The organism is Arthrobacter sp. AG367, assembly GCF_007828995.1.
Classification (GTDB): Bacteria; Actinomycetota; Actinomycetes; order Actinomycetales; family Micrococcaceae; genus Arthrobacter.
In genome coordinates this window covers 148,904-166,828 of sequence record NZ_VIVE01000008.1, presented here as the reverse complement: position 1 = coordinate 166,828, position 17,925 = coordinate 148,904, and the positions used below count along the sequence as shown (strand labels likewise).

At 68.4% G+C, this 17,925-nt stretch carries 16 protein-coding genes; 9 read left to right on the top strand and 7 right to left on the bottom strand.

Annotated features, from left to right (window positions below):
- Positions 1-86: 86 nt before the first annotated feature.
- Together ppc and FB478_RS18090 are read right to left on the bottom strand one after the other, a co-directional pair.
- Positions 87-2,894 (bottom strand): phosphoenolpyruvate carboxylase, encoded by a 2,808-nt coding sequence (gene ppc, locus FB478_RS18095; protein WP_144601233.1) that lies wholly within the window; start codon positions 2,892-2,894, stop codon positions 87-89.
- Positions 2,895-2,973: 79 nt separating this feature from the next.
- Positions 2,974-3,546, bottom strand: a complete 573-nt coding sequence (locus FB478_RS18090) for a hypothetical protein (protein ID WP_056392157.1) — start codon at positions 3,544-3,546, stop codon at positions 2,974-2,976.
- A gap of 132 nt (positions 3,547-3,678) precedes the next feature.
- On the opposite strand from FB478_RS18090, the gene FB478_RS18085 reads away from it, so the two are divergent.
- Entirely contained in the window at positions 3,679-4,551 is an 873-nt protein-coding gene (locus FB478_RS18085) for a DUF1684 domain-containing protein (protein ID WP_144601232.1), read from the top strand.
- Here FB478_RS18085 and FB478_RS18080 read toward each other — a convergent pair.
- Positions 4,548-5,753: an acyl-CoA dehydrogenase family protein gene (locus tag FB478_RS18080; RefSeq protein WP_056392159.1), complete on the bottom strand. Its 1,206-nt coding sequence runs from the start codon at positions 5,751-5,753 to the stop codon at positions 4,548-4,550. The two genes, FB478_RS18085 and FB478_RS18080, sit on opposite strands and share 4 nt — an antisense overlap.
- Entirely contained in the window at positions 5,750-6,544 is a 795-nt protein-coding gene (locus tag FB478_RS18075; RefSeq protein WP_018770832.1) for an SDR family NAD(P)-dependent oxidoreductase, read from the bottom strand. Before FB478_RS18075 ends, FB478_RS18080 begins: the two co-directional genes overlap by 4 nt.
- Positions 6,545-6,668: 124 nt before the next feature.
- Between FB478_RS18075 and FB478_RS18070 the strand changes: the two genes are divergently transcribed.
- Positions 6,669-7,988: a glycoside hydrolase family 76 protein gene (locus tag FB478_RS18070; protein WP_144601231.1), complete on the top strand. Its 1,320-nt coding sequence runs from the start codon at positions 6,669-6,671 to the stop codon at positions 7,986-7,988.
- On the opposite strand, the gene FB478_RS18065 is transcribed toward FB478_RS18070, so the two are convergent.
- Both FB478_RS18065 and FB478_RS18060 read right to left on the bottom strand, forming a co-directional pair.
- Entirely contained in the window at positions 7,985-9,625 is a 1,641-nt protein-coding gene (locus tag FB478_RS18065) for a glycoside hydrolase family 32 protein (RefSeq protein ID WP_144601230.1), read from the bottom strand. The genes FB478_RS18070 and FB478_RS18065 overlap by 4 nt on opposite strands.
- 125 nt (positions 9,626-9,750) lie before the next feature.
- Positions 9,751-10,359 (bottom strand): YdeI family protein, encoded by a 609-nt coding sequence (locus FB478_RS18060; RefSeq protein ID WP_056392165.1) that lies wholly within the window; start codon positions 10,357-10,359, stop codon positions 9,751-9,753.
- A 125-nt stretch (positions 10,360-10,484) separates the two neighbouring features.
- On the opposite strand from FB478_RS18060, the gene FB478_RS18055 reads away from it, so the two are divergent.
- The 7 genes from FB478_RS18055 (at position 10,485) to FB478_RS18025 (ending at position 16,902) form a co-directional block, all read left to right on the top strand.
- Positions 10,485-11,243 carry a hypothetical protein gene (locus FB478_RS18055; RefSeq protein WP_056392167.1) on the top strand — a complete coding sequence of 253 codons (759 nt, stop codon included), beginning with the start codon at positions 10,485-10,487 and terminating at the stop codon, positions 11,241-11,243.
- A 9-nt stretch (positions 11,244-11,252) separates the two neighbouring features.
- Positions 11,253-11,792, top strand: a complete 540-nt coding sequence (locus FB478_RS18050; RefSeq protein ID WP_018770827.1) for an NUDIX hydrolase family protein — start codon at positions 11,253-11,255, stop codon at positions 11,790-11,792.
- A gap of 88 nt (positions 11,793-11,880) precedes the next feature.
- Positions 11,881-12,876: a DUF6707 family protein gene (locus tag FB478_RS18045; protein ID WP_018770826.1), complete on the top strand. Its 996-nt coding sequence runs from the start codon at positions 11,881-11,883 to the stop codon at positions 12,874-12,876.
- Between the two features lie 72 nt (positions 12,877-12,948).
- Positions 12,949-13,677, top strand: a complete 729-nt coding sequence (locus tag FB478_RS18040) for an SRPBCC domain-containing protein (RefSeq protein WP_056392168.1) — start codon at positions 12,949-12,951, stop codon at positions 13,675-13,677.
- Positions 13,678-13,728: 51 nt separating this feature from the next.
- The gene (gene tgt, locus FB478_RS18035; RefSeq protein WP_056392170.1) at positions 13,729-15,024 is read left to right on the top strand and encodes a tRNA guanosine(34) transglycosylase Tgt; all 1,296 of its coding nucleotides are present in this window, start codon (positions 13,729-13,731) and stop codon (positions 15,022-15,024) included.
- A gap of 22 nt (positions 15,025-15,046) precedes the next feature.
- A complete protein-coding gene (locus FB478_RS18030; protein ID WP_056392172.1) occupies positions 15,047-15,796 on the top strand; it encodes a dienelactone hydrolase family protein in 750 nt (249 codons plus the stop codon).
- Between the two features lie 167 nt (positions 15,797-15,963).
- Positions 15,964-16,902 carry a type IV toxin-antitoxin system AbiEi family antitoxin domain-containing protein gene (locus tag FB478_RS18025; RefSeq protein WP_056392174.1) on the top strand — a complete coding sequence of 313 codons (939 nt, stop codon included), beginning with the start codon at positions 15,964-15,966 and terminating at the stop codon, positions 16,900-16,902.
- 123 nt (positions 16,903-17,025) lie between these two features.
- Here FB478_RS18025 and FB478_RS18020 read toward each other — a convergent pair whose 3' ends face one another.
- Positions 17,026-17,787: a queuosine precursor transporter gene (locus tag FB478_RS18020; protein ID WP_018770821.1), complete on the bottom strand. Its 762-nt coding sequence runs from the start codon at positions 17,785-17,787 to the stop codon at positions 17,026-17,028.
- Positions 17,788-17,925 lie beyond the last annotated feature (138 nt).

The following is a 17,925-nucleotide window of genomic DNA, read 5'->3' as shown; positions in this document are numbered from 1 at the left end:
CTCCTGGACCCGAAACGCCCGCCCACCTTCCGGACGGGAGGTGGGCGGGCGTTCCCTGGAAAGCCGCCAAACGTGAGCGGGCGTGCCTAGCCGGTGTTGCGGAGGCCCGCCGCCACGCCGTTGACGGTGATCAGCATGGCCCGCTGGAGGCGTTCGTCGATTTCCGCTCCGCTGATCCCTGCTTCGGTGCGGATGCGGCGCAGGAGTTCCACCTGCAGGTAGCTGATGGGGTCCAGGTACTGGTCGCGGATTTCCAGCGAGCGCTTCAGCGTGGGCTGCGCGTCCAGGAGCAGGTTCTCGCCGGTCAGCTTCCGGACCTCGGCAACGGTGAGCTCATACTCGTCCCGGATGCTCCGGAACAGGTGGTGCAGCTCCTCCGGGACCAGGGTGGCCACGTAGTAGCCGGCGATGTCCATGTCCGTTTTGGCGAGCGTCATTTCCACGTTGGACAGCACCGAGCGGAAGAAGTGCCAGTGGTCCATCATCTCCACCAGCTGGGCGGAATGTCCGGCCTCGCGGGCGGCCTTGAGCCCGGAACCGACGCCGAACCAGCCGGGCACGATCTGCCGCGACTGGGTCCAGCCGAACACCCAGGGGATGGCGCGCAGGCCGCCCAGCCCGGCGCCGGAGTCCGGGCGCTTGGAGGGGCGGGAGCCGATGTTGAGGGAACCCAGCTGTTCCACCGGAGTGGAGGCCATGAAGTAGGCGGGCAGGTCCGGGTGGTCGATCAGCTTGCGGTAGCGGTCGAAGGCGGCATCCGAGATGGCCTCCATGACGTGCCCGTAACGCTCCCGCTGGTCCTCCGAGGTCCGCGGATCGCGGTGCAGGGCCGAACCCTGCAGCACCGCGGCCAGGGACAGCTCCAGGTTTTCCCGGGCGAGTTCCGGCAGGGAGTACTTGTCGGAGATGACTTCGCCCTGCTCGGTGAACTTGATTTCGCCTTCCAGGACGCCGTTCGGCTGGGCAAGGATGGCGTCGTAGGTGGGCCCGCCGCCGCGGCCCACGGAGCCGCCGCGGCCGTGGAACAGGCGGACGCGCACCCCGTGCTTGGCGGCCACGTCGCGCAGTTTGCGCTGGGTCTTGTGGATCTCCCACTGGCTGGTCATCACGCCGGATTCCTTGTTGGAGTCCGAGTAGCCCAGCATCACTTCCTGGATGTCCCCGCGCAGCCGCACCAGTTCGCGGTAGGAGGGGTCGGACAGCAGCTGGTCCACGATCTCGGCCGAGGCGCGCAGCTCCTCGACGGTCTCCAGCAGCGGCGCGAAGCCGAGCTTGGCGTAGGGCTTGTCGCCAAAAAGGTTCACCAGGCCGGCTTCGCGGGCCAGCACGGCGGCGGCCAGGACGTCGTCGGCGCCGCGGGTCATGGAGATGATGTAGGTCTCGATGACGTCCGGGCCGTACATGCGCAGGGCCCGGCGGATCTCGCGGAAGACGTCATAGGTTCCGTCCGCGGCGCCGTCGAGCTTGATCGGGTGGCCGGACAGCGGGCGGCGGGAGGCCAGCTCGGAGCCCAGGACCTCGAAGCGTTCCTCGCGGCTCAGTTCGGCGTAGCGGAGCCCCGGGCCGCCGATCCGGTCCATCAGCTGCCCCACGGCGTCGTGGTGGTGGTCCGCGTGTTCGCGGATGTCCAGGGTGGCCAGGTGCAGGCCGAAGGAGGCGATGGCGCGGCGGACGCGGGCCAGGGACCCGTCCGCGGCCAGGGCGGCGGAATGGTTGCGCAGCGACAGTTCCAGCAGCTGCAGGTCTGCCATGAGTTCATCGGTTGCGTTGTAGTCGCGGCCGTGCTCGTGGTTGGAGTTTGCGGCCACCCGCTTGCCGGTGTTGATGAGCTTGGCCTTGATGCAGGTGAGTTTCAGCCGGTACGGCTCCTGGGCGTTCAGCTCCAGGACCCGCTTGTCCAGGCCGGGCAGCTTCTTCAGGTCCTCATCGATGGACTTCAGCAATGCCTCGTCCGCGCCTGCCAGTGCCGTGGAGTTGGACAGGATGGAAATCAGCTCATCGATCATGCCGATGCTGATCCGGATGGCGCTCTGGTTCTGGATCTGCAGGATTTCGCGGGTCACGGCGGCGGTGACATTCGGGTTGCCGTCGCGGTCGCCGCCGATCCAGGAGCCGAACCGGATGGGGGCGTCCTTGGACGCCAGGGTGACGCCGTGTTCGCCCAGGAGCTCGGAGAGCTCGGACAGCATCTCCGGCATGGCATCGGTGAGGATGCCGCCCAGGTAGTAGATGGCGTTCCGGGCCTCATCCACAGGGGTGGGCCGAACCTGGCGCAGCTCGTCGGTCTGCCACATCTGGTCAATGATCTCGGCCAGCTTCCGGTCCTGCCGGCGGCGTGCGGTGGACCCTTCGGCGGTGGGCTGGGCCAGGACGTCGGAGAGCTTGCGGATCTTGTCCAGGACGGAGCGGCGGGAGGCCTCGGTGGGGTGCGCCGTGAAAATGGGGCGCACGTCCAGCCCGTTGACCACTTCCTGCAGCACCCCGGGGCCGGCCTGGGTGGCGATCTCCGCCACGGTCTTGGCCAGCCAGCCGTCCTTCTCGGCCCGGGTCCGCAGGCCGCGAACGCGGTGGACCTGCTCGGCGGCGTTGGCCAGGTGGAAGTAGAACGCGAAGGCGCGCACCAGGTCGGTTGCCTGCTCGATGGGCAGGGATCCGAGCAGTTCACGGACCTGGGCAACGACGTCGTGCGCGCTCCAGGGGCCGGTGGCATGTGCACCGCCGCGGGCTGCTTCCTTGGATTCCTTGGTCAGGAGCCGGACCTGCTCCACCAGGTCCAGGAGTTCGGGTCCGTGCTGGCGGACCAGCGATTCCCCCAGAAGGGTGGAAACGCGGCGGACGTCCGCGCGCAGTTCGGAGGCGAGATCTGTTTCGGGCGCTGTTGCAGTGTGTGCCATTGAAGCAATCTTTCGAGGGTTATGGACTTGGCTCGTACACTGCGCTGGATACTGTGAGCCACGTTACTAGCTAAAGATGCTACCCCCGGTGCGGTGCAGCAGTGGAATCCGTCTCAAAGATGTCGCGGTACCCCACATGGCGCTTCACGGCGTCCAGTTCCACGCGGAGCTGCTCCACCTCGCTGCGCCAGGCGGCATCGTCAGCCTTACGACGGCGGGCCCTCCCCGCCTGAACGGCGGCGGCCGCCAGCCCCACCGGCACCGAAACGGCCAGGGCCCAGCCGGCGGCTGCGAAGAAGTCCAGGGCCACAGGCAGCGCAGCGCGGAAGTCGATGAAGTCGTTGACCCCGCCGGCCATGCCCGCCAGGGCCCCATCAAGCGGCTCCAGGAACCGGCCCACCACCGGGGTCCCGGAAAGCGGCGGCGGAACGAGCTTGGCTTGCGCGTCCCCGCCCCAGCGCCCGTCCGCCAGGTGGTTCAGGACGTAGATGCCGGCGCCAACATTGGCTGCCATGAAGACGACGACGGCGGCGAGCGCGGCGAGGTCGGCCCGCCTGCGTCGCCATGCCAGCACCATGGCGCCGGCAACCATGGCCGCCAGCCAGGTAAGCGCCGCCAGCCACTCCCGATTCACTCCGGCAAGGATGTCCACCCCTCCATTCAACCCCGGCGGACCACCGTGCAGCTGGAATCCGGGATGCCCAGCGGGTTGCCGGCGTCCGTCCGGCGGAATGAACCGTCCATGCCTGCGGTTGTAGCGGGGGCAACGCAACCGGAAGGAACCATGGCCACCACCCCAGCCACCCCCGCTAACGCCCCCGCCGCCATTCCCGCCGCCAAGGTCGAGCGCTGGCAGCGCTTCCGCACCAACCGGGACAAAGCCCTGGCAGCGCCGCACGGCTGGCTCACCCTCACCTCGTTCCAGTGGCTCGAAGACGCCCCCGCCGCCGTCGACCTGGCCCCGGGCCTGTGGTCCACGGACCCCGGAGGCACCGCGGCGTTCCTCACCGCTGCTCCGCCGGACGGGCTCACGCTGGTGGGGACGGGGGAAAAGGTGGACGGCACGGTGTCCGCCGTCCTGGCGGACGAGGAGTCGCTGATGTGGGTGCAGTTCGGCGGCCCCAATGGGGACCAGGTGGTGGTGGAACTGGCCATGCGCGGCGGGCGGTACGCCATCCGCACCCGGGACTCTGCATCTCCGGCCTTCACCGGGTTTGACGGCGTCCCCACCTACCCGTACAACCCGGACTGGGAGGTGGCGGGCCGGTTTGAGCCCTACCCGGCCCCGGTGGACGTGCCGATCAGCACCGCGAACCCCCTGGTGGACGGCGTGCACCGCAGCGTGGGGGAAGTGGTGTTCAGGCTGCCCGGCAGCAACCATGAGTTCCGGCTCCAGGCGGAGGAAGAGAAGCTCGGCGCCCTGACCGTCACGTTCCATGACGAGACCAACGGCGACACCACTGACGAATGGCGGAAACTCTCCATGCCCAGGCCCCGGCACGATGCCTCGGGCAGGGCGACCGTGGTGCTGGACTTCAACCGGGCCATCAACTACCCCAGCGCCTTCACGCCCTACGGCACCTGCCCCATGCCGGTGAGGAACAACAGCCTGGACATCCGGGTGGAGGCAGGCGAGAAGCAGCCGTACCTTGCCTAGGAGATGGCGGAGATCCCGGTGATGGCCCGGCCCACGATCAGGGTGTTCACCTCGAACGATCCCTCGTAGGTGTAGATGGCCTCGGCGTCGGCGAAGATCTTGGCCATCCGGTAATCGGTGACGATGCCGTTTCCGCCCAGGATGGAACGGCCCAGCGCCACGGTTTCCCGCATCCTGGCACTCAGGTAGGACTTGGCCAGCGCCACCTGCGGCATGTCGGCAGCACCCTGGTCCTGCAGCCTGGCGATTCCGGCCATCATGGCCATGCTGGCCACGGCGTTGCCCAGCATGGTCACCAGCTGCTGCTGGATCAGCTGGAAGTGTGCCAGCGGGCGGCCGAACTGCTCGCGTTCCACGGCGTACTGCCGGGCGACGTCGAACGCCGCCAGCTGCTGGCCCACCGTCTGCCAGGCCACCATGATCCGCGAGCTGCGCAGCAGTTCCTTGGTGTCCTCGAAGCTGTTGATCCCGCTGAAGCGGTCCGCCTCCGGTACCCGGACGTCCCGGAACACGATGTCCGCGTTCTGGACAGTGCGCAGCGCGATCTTGTTCTCGATCCTGCTCCGGCTGACCCCCGGCAGGGTGGCGTCCACGACGAAGCCCCGCACGGAACCGTCCCCCTCGTCCCGTGCCCACACCAGCATGTAGTCGCAGAATGTCCCGTTGCCGATCCACCGCTTGGCGCCGTTGAGCACCCAGGTGTCGCCGCCGTCGTCCGGTTCCCCGGTGCTGGACGATATCCGCCGTGCCCGCGTCTCCATGCCGCCCGCCACGTCGGACCCGTGCAGGGGTTCGGTGAGGGCGAAGGCGCCCGTGGTGCGCAGCTCCGAGGCGTCAGCCAGCAGCCGCTGCTTCTGGTCCTCGCTGCCGAAGGTGTGCAGGGACTCAACGAAGAGATCGTGGTGGACCAGGAAGAAGGTGGCGATGGAGGTGTCCACCCGGGTCATCTCCGCAATGACCAGCCCGGCGAACAGGTGGCTGTAGCCGCGGTGGGCGGGCGTGCTCAGTTCCAGCGCAGCCAGCTTGGGCAGGATGTGGGCGGGGAACTCGGCCTTGTTCCACCAGTCCCCGGCGTACGGCGCCACCTCGGCGGCCAGAAAGTCCCGCAGCTCGGCCAGCTTGTTCCTCTCGGCCTGGCCCAGCAGGGATTCGACGGCGAAGAAGTCCGCCGCGGGCAGCTGTGACACGTCAGGCGCGCTCATTTCGGCCCCATCCGGATGGCACCGTCAAGGCGGATGGTTTCGCCGTTCAGCATGGCGTTGTCCACGATGTGCGCCACCAGGTTGGCGTACTCCGCCGGCTTGCCCAGCCGGGACGGGTGCGGAACCTGGGCGCCCAGCGAGTCCTGGGCCTCCCGGGGCAGGCCGGCCATCATGGGGGTCTCGAAGATTCCCGGCGCAATGGTGACCACGCGGACCAGCGAGCGCGCCAGCTCCCGCGCGATGGGCAGCGTCATGGCGGCCACCGCCCCCTTGGACGCGGAATATGCAGGCTGGCCGATCTGCCCTTCAAAGGCCGCCACGGAGGCGGTGTTGATGATGACGCCGCGCTCCGGGCCGCCCAGCGCGGTGACGGCGGGCTCGGTGGCCACCATCGCCTCGGCCGCCAGCCGCAGGACGTTGAAGGTGCCGATCAGGTTCACCTGGATGACACGGCTGAACGTTTCCAGCGGCAGCACGCCGTCGCGTCCCAGGACCTTTCCGGGGGTGGCGATCCCGGCGCAGTTCACCACGATCCGGAGCGGCCCCATCCCTGCGGCGGTCCCGACGGCGGCCCGCACGTCCGCCTCGCTGGTCACGTCAGCGGGGGCGAAGACGGCGGACTGGCCGGCTTCGGCCCGGCCGTTGAGTTCGTCCGCGGCTGCCTGCCCGTTGGAGGACGGGAGGTCAACGAGCACTACGGAGGCCCCGCCGTCGAACAACCTCCGCGCCGTGGCAGCTCCCAGCCCGGAGGCACCGCCTGTCACCAGTGCGACGCAGCCCTTGATGTCCATACATCCTCCTTGATGCGTGTCCCCATGCCGCGGCGCGGCCTCGAGCAACAGTTAATGAATGTTAACTGAAATGCGCCACCGCCGCACGCGCCCGGGCTGCGTGTGCCCCGTTAGGGTGGACGGCATGACCTCCAGCAGCACCTCCTTGACCGCCTGGCAGGACAGGGCGAACCACGCGGCCCGGTCGGTGACCGCGCTGTTCGGCCGGAAACTGCTGTTGCTGCCCGGAACCCACCTGGGCGCCGTGCTGTGGCAGGGCAAGCACCCGGCGGGGCAGGACCAGCCTGCGGCGGAGCAGGACCAGCCTGCGGCAGGGCAGGGACAGGAGCCCGGCGGCCGGCGGCTGGGACGGTGGCTCGCGGCGCTCCGGCGCGTCCGGCCGGCCGCGGGCCTGGTCCTCCCGTGGCACTACTGGTGGCAGGCCCATTACGTGGACTGCCTGGTGGATACCGGCCGGCGGGAGCTGGGCGGCGGAGCCACCCCCGCGGCCCGGTTCAACGGCCCGGACCGGCCCAGCGCCGGACGCCTGGCCTCGCGCCTGGTCACCGGCATCAGGCTGCGCAACGCCCTGACCTTCGTGAACAGCTACTACGACGACATGGCGTGGCTGGCGCTGGCAACGCTGAGGCTGGACGGGCTGGCTGAGGAGACACGGCGCCCCGGCCGCCGCCGCAACGCCACGGTCCGCGCATCGCTGACGCTGCAGTTCGACGCCGCATGCACCGATGACCTGGGCGGCGGCACGTTCTGGAGCAAGAAGCGGGACTTCAAGAACACCCCTGCCACGGCCCCCGTGGCGTTGTTCTACGCCCGCACCGGGCAGCGCGGCAAGGCGCAGGCGCTGCTGGACTGGCTGGACGCCACCCTCTTCGACCTGGACCAGGGCCTGTACCTGGACGGTGTGCGCCCGGACCCCGCCGGCGGCGTGGTGGTGGAACGCGCCGTGTACACCTACAACCAGGGTCCCGTGCTGGGGGCCTTCCTGGAACTGGGCGGCGACGCCAACCTCGCCCGGGCGGCAGCCCTGGTGGACGCGGTAAACATGAAGCTCACGGCCGTGGACAGCCCAGTGCTCCGGTGCGAAGGAACGGGCGACGGCGGCCTCTTCACCGGGATCCTCTGCCGCTACCTGGCGCTCGCGGCAGCCGACACCCGGCTGCCCGCAGCCACCCGTGCCACGGCTGCCCGGCTGGTGACGGACACCGCGGAGGCGTTCTGGTCCGGCCGGCGCTCCGTCGGCGCCGGGGAGGCCAGGGCACGGCTTGAAGGCACCAGCATCTTCTCCATCCATGCCGCCCACCCGGCCGCTGAGGCGTATCCCCCGGGCGCCGCCGTCGAGCTTTCCACGCAGCTGCAGGCGTGGATGACGCTGGAGGCTGCCGCGGCCGTTGCCGCGGCAGTCACCGCGGCAAGTCCCGACGGCAGCGCGCCAACCGCTGGCTAACGGATGCCGGCCAGGGGCGTGACGGTGCCGGCCCCAAGCAGCACCCCGCCGTCGGCCGCCAGGCGGGCCTCCCTGGGGCCCGCGGGCGGAAACACCAGGGAGGTCAGGGACTGCCCGCCGACGAAGACCTCGATCGATGAGCGGTCCACGTATGCCGTGAGGTGCACCGTGTCCCCCGTGGGCCGGACCTGGACGGAACGCGGCTGCCGGTACTCGGTGTCGGCTGCCGGGTCGGCGGCCTTCCGTTGGCCGCCTGCCACCGTGTCACCGTCGCGGGCCACATAGGCCCGCCCGGCAGTGAAGTCGTAGCCAATGGTGGCGTAGGTGCTCCCGCCGCTTTGCAGGAGCAGCCGGGCTTCACCGGTCCCGTTCCCGGGTTTCTCCAGTTCGACGTCGACCTTGAAGGCGCCGCCCTCGGGAACCGGCAGCGGCTGCCCGTCCCCGATGCTGCCGGCCTGCAGGTGCGCCGGGTCCCCCTCCAGCGACCGGAGCCCGGCGGTGGGCGATGACGCCAGCACCGGGCGGCCGCCCTCGGAGGTGAGGCTGATGTCCCGCACCACCGAGGCGGCCCCCTGCCAGTCCTTTGTGGGCAGCTGCCGGGCGTAGGCCCAGTTGTTCATCCAGCCGATGGCGTGCCGGGAGGCCTTCCGCCGGCCGTCGTCCAGGCGCGGATCCTCCCAGGTGACGGCCGCGTAGAAGTCCGGGCCGCCGTCGAGCCACTGATGGCTGCCCTCGGGGGTGAAGGCCTTGCCGTCAAAGCCGCCGGTCCAGTAGGCCAGCCCCGTGCTGCGGCCCTCGGCGGAGCCGTTGGCGCTCGCCGCCAGGACCCAGGTGCGCTTGGCGGGGTCGCCGTCGATATCCAACTGGAAGAAGTCCGGGCACTCCAGGATGCCCAGCCCGTCCTTCTGGAAACCCGACACATAGGTCCATTGCAACAGGTCCTTCGAGGTGTAGAAGCCGATCTTGGAACCCTCGGCAAGCAGCATCAGCCACTGGTTGTTGGCGTCGTCCCGGACGATGCGCGGATCCCGCCAGTGCTCGGCGCCGGGGTTCTCCATCACGGGGTTTTGCCCGTAGCTTTGGAAGCTGTAGCCCTTGTCCGTGGAGTAGAACAGGGACTGGCGCTGGACGCCGTCGTGCTGCTGGGTGAGGACGGCGACCACCGCCCCCTTGCCGAACCCGGCCGTCCCCTCGGTGTCCACCACCGCGGATCCGGTCTCGATGTCGCCCAGGCCATTGCGGAACTTCTGGATGGCCACGCCCTCGTTCTTCCAGTGCACCAGGTCCGTGCTGGTGGCGTGGAACCACTCGGTGCCGTTTCCGTCCGGGTAGTCAGCGTTGTAGAGGTAGTAATAGTGCCAGACGCCGTCCAGCAGGAAGGGCCGCTGGGGATCGTTCATCCAGCGCTGGTCCGGGCTGAGGTGGTAGGCGGGGCGGTAGCCGGGATCTGCAGCCGGAGAAGATTCCGTGGGTGCGGCCGTGGGCTGCCCGGCCGGCCGGCTGTCGTCACGCTGGGCATTTCCCACGAGCACCAGCGAACCGGCCAGGGCCAGTGCTGCAACCGCGGCCACCACGGACCACAGGAGGGGCCGCCGCCGAAGGGCTGCAAACGCGGTTCTGAAAAAGGTGGATGGCATGTCGTGTCAATCCGTCGCTGAACGCACAAGTGCCGTCCCCCGGGTTCGGGGAACGGCACCAGCGCAAGTGAACCGTCAATTTTACCGGCCCGGCGCCCGGGAACCGAATCCCGGAGCGTCATGAACTATTGCCGGTCCTGGCCGGCAGGGCGCTTCTTCTGCGGAAACGGGGTTTCGCCCCGGGCCAGCATCTCCACGAACCCCGCGATCCGGCGTTCCCGGGTGGCTGCCTGCTTGGCCGAATTGGTCCTGTACACCAGGGCGAACAGGTTGGTTTTAGTGAGGACGTCGAACATCGCCTGGGCCTCGGGGTTCGCGGCAATCGCGGCAGCCAGGTCTGCCGGAACCTTCACGTCGGCCTGCCCGCCGTACGCTGCGTCCCAGCGGCCGTCCGCCTTGGCCGCCTCCACCGCCGCCCTGCCGGCGTCGGTCATTTTCCCCTCCTCTTCCAGGCGCGCAACGTGCCCCACGTTCCGGGCGGACCAGACGCTCCGCGGACGCCGCGGCGTCATCCGCTGGAAGGAGCTTTCATCATCCCGGCGCCGCAGCTGCCCGTCGATCCAGCCAAAGCAGAGTGCCTCGTCCAGCGCCGCCGGGTAGTCCAGGCCGGTTACCGTGCCGCCCTTCTTGTGCAGGACCAGCCACACTCCCGGGCTGGTCCTGTGGTTTTCTTCCAGCCATGCACGCCAGGCGGCAGCGTCAGGTACCAGCAGTTCCTCGAGGTCATCGGCCATGGCCCCATTCTGCCCGGAGAATCCCAGGCCACAAGCCCTGTGTGCGCCGGCGCTTCCGGTGGCATCATGGCCATACAGCAGCCGTCACCCACGGCCGCCCGTCAACCAGCATCAAGGACAATGCCATGCTCCGAGTCCGTCCCGTCCACTTCACGTCCCGCATCGAGCCCTGGAAGCAGTTCCTCACCGCCCTGGGAATGGTCCAGACAGAGGACGACGGCGGGTGGCAGGTCTTCGACTCCGCGTCAGGCCGCCTGGCTTTGCACGGCGCCGAGGCAGGGGCCGGCCAGGACGGCCGCACCGTGTTTGGGGTGGAAGTGGGCGACGTGGCGGAGTTCGCCCGCCGCACCAACCTGTCCGCCCAGGAGGGCGGACCGCAGGCGGACGGAACGCAAGAGGAACCAACGCAGCCGGCCGAACTCGTCGCAACGGACCACGGTGAGGCCTGCCGGGTCACCGCGCCGGACGGATTCAGCTTCCTGGCGGACAAGGCCGTCCACGGCGCCCAGTGCGCCGATGCCGATCCCGCACTGGCCGTCGCCGGCGTCTGGTACACCCCGGACCCGGAGTCAGCCATCCGCACCCTGCTGCACGCCGGCGCGCGTCCCCGGCCGGTGCCGGACAACGACGAAACCGCCGATTTCACGGCCAAGAACGGCGGCGTCCTCCTGGTGCGCCCGGCGTCGGGGCCCCCGCGCTCAGGCCTGGGCTTCGAATACGACGGCGGGCTGGAACCGTTGCGGGAGCGCCTCGCCGGTGCCGGTTTCCCGGCCAGTCTGACCGAGGAAGCCTTTGGGAGCACCCTTCACGTGGCCAATCCGGACGTGGGCAGCCCCAACGCGCCCGCCACGCTCTGGATCTCCCAGCACCGCCCCATGGGGTAGAACTTAACCATGAACGTGCGCACACCTGACCCGAATCCCGGCTGGCTCTCTGAAGAAGACCTCTTTGAGGCCCGCGGGCGGCTGCCCATGGTGTACGTGGAGGCCGTGCCGGTCAGGCTGGATCCGCTGGGGTACGTCAACGAGGTGGGCACGCTGCTGCAGGCCGACGCCGACGGGACAATGGTGCGGTCCCTGGTCTCCGGCCGGGTCATCTACCGCGAAACCATCCGCGCCGCCCTGCTGCGGCACATGGAGAAGGACCTGGGCCCCCTGGCGTTTCCGCAGCTGCCGCTCAGCCCCGTGCCGTTCACGGTGGCCGAATACTTCCCGGCACCGTCCCAGACGGGGTTCACCGACGAGCGGCAACACGCCGTGTCCCTGGCCTACATCATCCCGGTCACGGGCGAGTGCGAACCCCGCCAGGACGCCCTGGAACTGACATGGATGACCCCCGAGGAAGTCCTCAGCCCTGGCGTCCAGATGGAGTTCGCGGGCGGCCGCGGCGGCCTCATCCGGCAGGCCCTGGCGTTCGCAGGTGTGGGCTTCTGACATCCGCGCCGGGACCTGGGGGTCCCCGGTTTTAGGCGCCCGCCTTTGTAGACTGTAGGGCGGACCGCAAGAGAACTTAAGGACTCCCATGACCGAATCACCAGCCGCCAGGCACCACCGTGAACAGCAGGCTGGATCTCTGACCACCGGCACCCACATCCTCCTTCCGGACGGCCACCGCACCGCCGAAATCGACCAGGTGGAGCTTGAGCGGGACGATTTCGGCTCCCCGGCACTGGTGCTGGCAAGCCTCTCCGGCGGCGGGACGCTGCGGGTCGCCATAGGTGCCACCGTCACCGTTGTGGACGGAACGCACGACGACGTCACCCAGCTGCCGCTGCCGGCTGACCTCCCGGAAGCCACACCGCCGGTGGAAACCGCCGGGACCGGGCCCATCACCGTGGCGCCCGCCGTCGTCGTACCTCCCCTGCCGCCGGTACCGCCCGCGGCGACCGGACCCAGCGAGGAGGAACTCGCCCTCATCCCGGCTCCGGCCGGCACCCCTGAGTCCGTGGTGGAAGCCGCCGCCGAGGCCCACCCGGATGCCGAGGGCGTCCTGCTCCTGGCCGACCGGCTCTCCAAGGGCGTCAACTTCAAGTCCGGAAGCTGCCTGAAGGACCTTACCGACCTGGCGCACGAATTGTTCATCACGCTCAAGGATGCCGACGGGGCTCTGGCCGTGGCTGACCTCCTCACCGTGCTGCCCTATGACGGGAACCCCGGCCGGTGGACCTCGGTGGAGGCCTCCCTCGCCCTGGCCAGCTACATCTGCCGGCAGGACGGCCAGGACGAACGCGCCGAGGTCTATGAGAAGCTGATCCGCACCCCGGAAAACCAGGAAACGGATGCGTTCAAGGCACGCATGGCCGCCAAGGTGCGGCAGCGCTCACTCAACGAACCCAACCTGTACGACAAGGAAATCTTCCGCTCCATCGACAACTCCAACCACGATGCCGAGCGTGAATGGCGGTTGCTGCGGCTGGAAAGCCTGCTGTTCCTGCGGGCCCACGGCGGCTCGGAAACCATCGGGATGCCCGAGCTGGAACGCCGGATCAGCAATGAGCTGGAGGCTGTCCGGTCCTGACCGCAGGACCGGCTTCGGGGCGGGGGAAATTACCCCTACCCGGGGCGTAGCCGGAGTTGTACATTCGGGGCTATGACCAACAATCTCAGCGTAGTGATCAACGCCGACGCGCCGCAGGTCTGGACCATGCTGCGTGAACCGTCCAAGGTAGCCCAGTGGCACGGCTGGCAGGCCGAGGACCTGGAGTCCGAGATCAAGGAGATCTACTTTTCCAGCGACGTGGAGGAATCCGCGGACCATACCAGCCTCACCGTCCACGGCGGGGACACGTTCGAGCTTCACCCGGTGGCCGGCGGAACCCGGGTCAGCGTCACCCGCGGGGCCATGGATCACGACTCCGAGTGGGCTGCCTGGGACGAGGACATCACCCAGGGCTGGCTGACCTTCCTGCAGCAGCTCCGCTTTGCCCTGGAACGCCACCCGCACGGCAAGCGGCACACCCTGTTCCTGCACCTGACAGAGGGGAAGGGCTCCGCGATCGAGAAGCTGGGGCTGGCCGACCTCCCTGCCCCGGGCGAGCCGTACCAGGTCACCTTGGATACCGGAGAGGAAATCAGCGGCAAGGTCTGGTACCGGACCAGCCACCAGGTGGGACTCACCGTGCACGGCTACGCAGAGCATGGCGAGGGGCTGCTGGTGGTGGCCGACCATCCCGCCATCAAGGACGTCCGGGCAGAGGGTGAAGGGTCGCTGGTCATCGCCTCCACCTACGACCTGGGCGCCGGCAAGGTTGACGCCATCCGGTCCGCCTGGGATTCGTGGCGCTCCAGGAACTACCCGGACTCGGAACCGGTCAGCTGACGGCGCCGGCTGGTTTATTGAGGCAGCGGCAATTGCTGGCACACTGGTACCGTGCCTGCCGATCCCGCCTTTGCCCTGCCTGATACCCGGTCACAGTTTTCCTTCACGGTGGGCACCCGCCTGGCGGAGACCTGTCCGCCGGCTGCCGCCCGGACGGCTGAAAACGGCGGGGAGTTCCTGGGCCGCACCGGCACCATCACCACGCCGCACGGTGAAATCCAGACGCCGGCGTTCATCGCCGTCGGGACCAAAGCCACGGTAAAGTCCGTACTGCCGGAATCCATGGCAGACCTGGGCGCCCAGGCGCTGCTGGCCAACGCCTACCACCTGTACCTGCAGCCGGGGCCGGACATCCTGGACGCGGCCGGCGGCCTGGGGGCCTTCATGAACTGGCCGGGCCCCACCTTCACGGACTCCGGCGGATTCCAGGTGATGAGCCTGGGCTCCGGGTTCAAGAAGGTCATCGACATGAAGACTGTGGCCGCCGCGGGCGCGCCCGGACCGGACGATGCCGTGGCCCCCGGCAAGGAACGCCTGGCCCATATCGACGACGATGGCGTCTGGTTCAAGAGCCACCTCAACGGGGACCGCCACCGGTTCTCCCCCGAGATCTCCATGCAGGTCCAGCACCAGATCGGGGCGGACATCATGTTCGCGTTCGACGAGCTCACCACCCTGCAGAACTCACGTGGCTACCAGGAGGAGTCGCTGGAGCGCACGCGCCTATGGGCGGAGCGGTGCCTCGAGGAGCACTTCCGCCTCACGGAGGCCCGGGCCGGCAAGCCCTACCAGGCCCTGTTCGGCGTGATCCAGGGCGCCCAGTACGAGGACCTTCGCCGGAAGGCCTGCCGGGACCTGGGTGCCATGCCGTTCGACGGGTTCGGGATCGGCGGGGCGTTGGAGAAGGAGAACCTGGGCACCATCGTGCGGTGGTGCAACGAGGAACTGCCGGAGGACAAGCCACGCCACCTGCTGGGGATCTCCGAGCCGGATGACATTTTCACGGCCATCGAAAACGGTGCCGACACCTTCGACTGCGTCTCCCCCACCCGGGTGGCCCGGAATTCCGCGTTCTACACCCCGGACGGCCGGTTCAATCTCTCGGGCGCCAAGTACAAGCGCGATTTCGGGCCGCTGCAGGAAGGCTGCGACTGCTACGCCTGCGCCAACTACTCGCGGGCGTACATCCACCACCTGTTCAAGGCCAAGGAGATGCTGTCCGCCACCCTGATCTCCATCCACAACGAGCGGTTCGTGGTGAAGATGGTGGATGACGCCCGGCTGGCCATCGAGTCCGGCACCTTCTTCGATTTCAAGGCGGAAACCCTGGGCCGGTATTACTCCTAGGCACGTCCGCTAGGCTGGCCGGATGCTCATTGATATCCCTGCCGCGGAAGGTACTGCAGAGGCCTTGGTGGCCCGCCCGTCCACCGGAACCGGTCCTTTTCCCGGCGTCATCCTTTACATGGACGCCTTCGGCCTGCGCCCCCGCATCCAGGAGATGGCCCAGCGCATCGCCGACTGGGGCTACGTGGTGCTGGCCCCCAACGTTTTCTACCGGGACGGAACGGCCGCCGAACTCGCCCCCGCCACGGACATGACCACCCAGCAAGGCCGGGAAGCGGCGGGCAGGGCCGCCTTCCCGCGGATTGGCCGCCTGACTCCTGACAAGGCGCTGCCGGACATCGACGCGTGGATTTCGGCGCTGGCGGCACTGGACGGCGTCACCCCCGGCCCCATCGGCACCGTGGGCTACTGCATGGGCGCCCGGCTGGCTGTGCGCACCGCCACCTCCCACCCTGAAGTGGTGGCTGCCTGCGGCGGCTTCCACGCCGGCGGACTGGCCACTGACGAGCCGGACAGCCCGCACCTTGGGCTCGGGAAGGCGCGGGCCCGGTTCGTGTTCGGCCACGCGGACCATGACCGGAGCATGGCTCCCGACGCCGTCGCCCGGCTGGGCAAGGCGCTCCAGGCTGCGGGGCTCGAGGCGTCCAACGTCGTCTATGAAGGGGCGCCCCACGGGTACACGATGGCGGACACGTCGGCCTTCCACCCTGATGCCACCGAACGCCATTTCCGTGAGCTGCGTGCCCTCCTGGACGGGACACTGAAGGGCTGACCCGGCCGGCCGCCGTCGAACTCGCCGGAAAGCTGCCGGATCGCCGGAACGTTGCGGCGAGCCGGACGGGTTCCGGCGATCCCGGGAGGCAGGACGGGCCTGGCAGGTTTTCCACATGACGACGGCGGCGCCTTCCTGAGCTGTCGCAGCGGCAGGATCCTGTCGGGATGACACCCCAGCCGCCAGTCCGCCTCCCCTCCCTTCCGAGCACCGGCAACCTGTGGCGGACGGGGCAGTTGCACGAGAGAGGCCTCAATTCCCGGGCCATCAAGGCATTGGTCCTCCACGGGAAGCTGGTACGTCTTCGCCACGGCTGCTACATCCGCGCTGAGCTGTGGGAGAAGCAGACAAGTCCCGTCCGCAGCAAGCAGTTGATTCGCGCCCACGCGCACGGGACGCTGACCAGGTCTGCGGGCGGCTATGTGTACAGCCATACCTCTGCCGCCCGGCTGCACGGTCTGCACTTGTGGGCAGTCGATGACACGATCCACCTTCTGCTGCCGGGGAACCCTTCCAGCGAGCGGCTCGGCAAGGATGTCCGGGGCCATACCCGGCCGTGGACAGCGTCGGAGGTGGTAACCCTCGGCGGCCTCAGAGCGACCTCGCTGGAGCGGACGGTAGTGGATTGCGCCATGATGCTGGGTTACCGGCAGGCCCTGGTGCTCACCGATCACGCCCTCCGGCTTGGGGCCGACAAAACCCTCCTGGAAAGCATGGCCGAGGGCCTGGAGGGACGCCGCGGGGTCCGGACCCTCCGGCGCGCCCTTACCCACGCAGATCCACGTTCGGAGTCAGCTGGTGAAACACTAACCCGCGAACTCCTGACGCGGCTGAAACTTCCCCTGCCGGAGCCTCAAGTGTTGGTGGCAACACGTGCTGGCCGGTACCGGCTGGATTTCGCCTGGAAGGATAAGAAGGTGGCACTCGAATTCGACGGGAAAACGAAGTACTTCGACTATGGGCCAACGGCTGAGGTGCTGTTTCAGGAGCGGCAGCGGGAGAAGGCCCTCACCGAGAATGGCTGGACCTTCCTTCGCCTGACATGGGCCGACCTTTTCCGTGAACATGAGTTCAAAGCCCGTGTCCTTGCTGCGCTCCGGCCCTAGCCACGCCGGCCGGAGCGCCAAATCGCCGGAACGGGACCAGGCCGCCGGTAATTTCCGGCGATCCGGCAGCTTTCCGGCGATCCCACGCGATCAGCAGTTGGAACGTACGACGCCGGGCGGCAGCTATGCGGCGTTTGTCACCGCTTCCGCGGCGTGGCCCGCGACGCCGTAACTGGGCTCGCGACGCTTGACCCAGTTGATGACCAGCGAGGTCACGGGGACGAAGAGGAACTCCACCACGGTCTTGTAGACGAAACCCACCAGCACGTAGTTCACGAAGCTGCCGGGGTCGGCGATGCCGATGACGGGTGCGGCGATGCTGCAGAAGATCAGCGTGTCCACAAACTCCCCGGCGCCCGAGGATCCCATGAGCCGCGCCCATAGGGACTTCTCCCCGGTGCGGGCCTTCATCCGGACCAGGATCCAGGAATTGATGGTCTGCCCCGCCAGGAATGCCAGCAGGGAGGCCAGGACGATTTGTGGCACGGGGCCAAGCGCCCCTTCCAGGGCGGACTGCTTGGCGGCACCGTACTCGTCGTCGAATCCGGGCAGCGCAATGACTACCCAGTAGCAGAGGGAAGCGAAGACGGACAGCGCAAATGTGGTGAAAATGGCTTTGCGGGCCACCTTGAAGCCGTAGACCTCACTGATCACGTCGCCGAGGATGTAAGCCAGCGGGAAGAGGAAGAAGCCGCCGTCGGTGACGATGGGGCCGAATGCCACCCCCTTGGACGCTCCGATGTTTGACAGGATCAGCACCACTGCCATGGCTGCCAGCATGATCCCGAAGTAGGGCGAACCGATGTCCGCGAATCTGGCGGCGGGACCTGCGGCAGTGGGTTGGACGGTTTGGGGCAGGGCACTGTGGCCGGGGGCGGAGGTCATCGAGGGATCCGTTCAGGAGTGGTTGGCCGGCCTGCCGTACTGGGCGGCCGGTTGTATTAGCACTCGTGCCATTCTCGCACCGGGCCGCGTGGCAAAGCTCCCCAAGGAGAAGGGTTGATTAGCCCGGACATTTTTTGA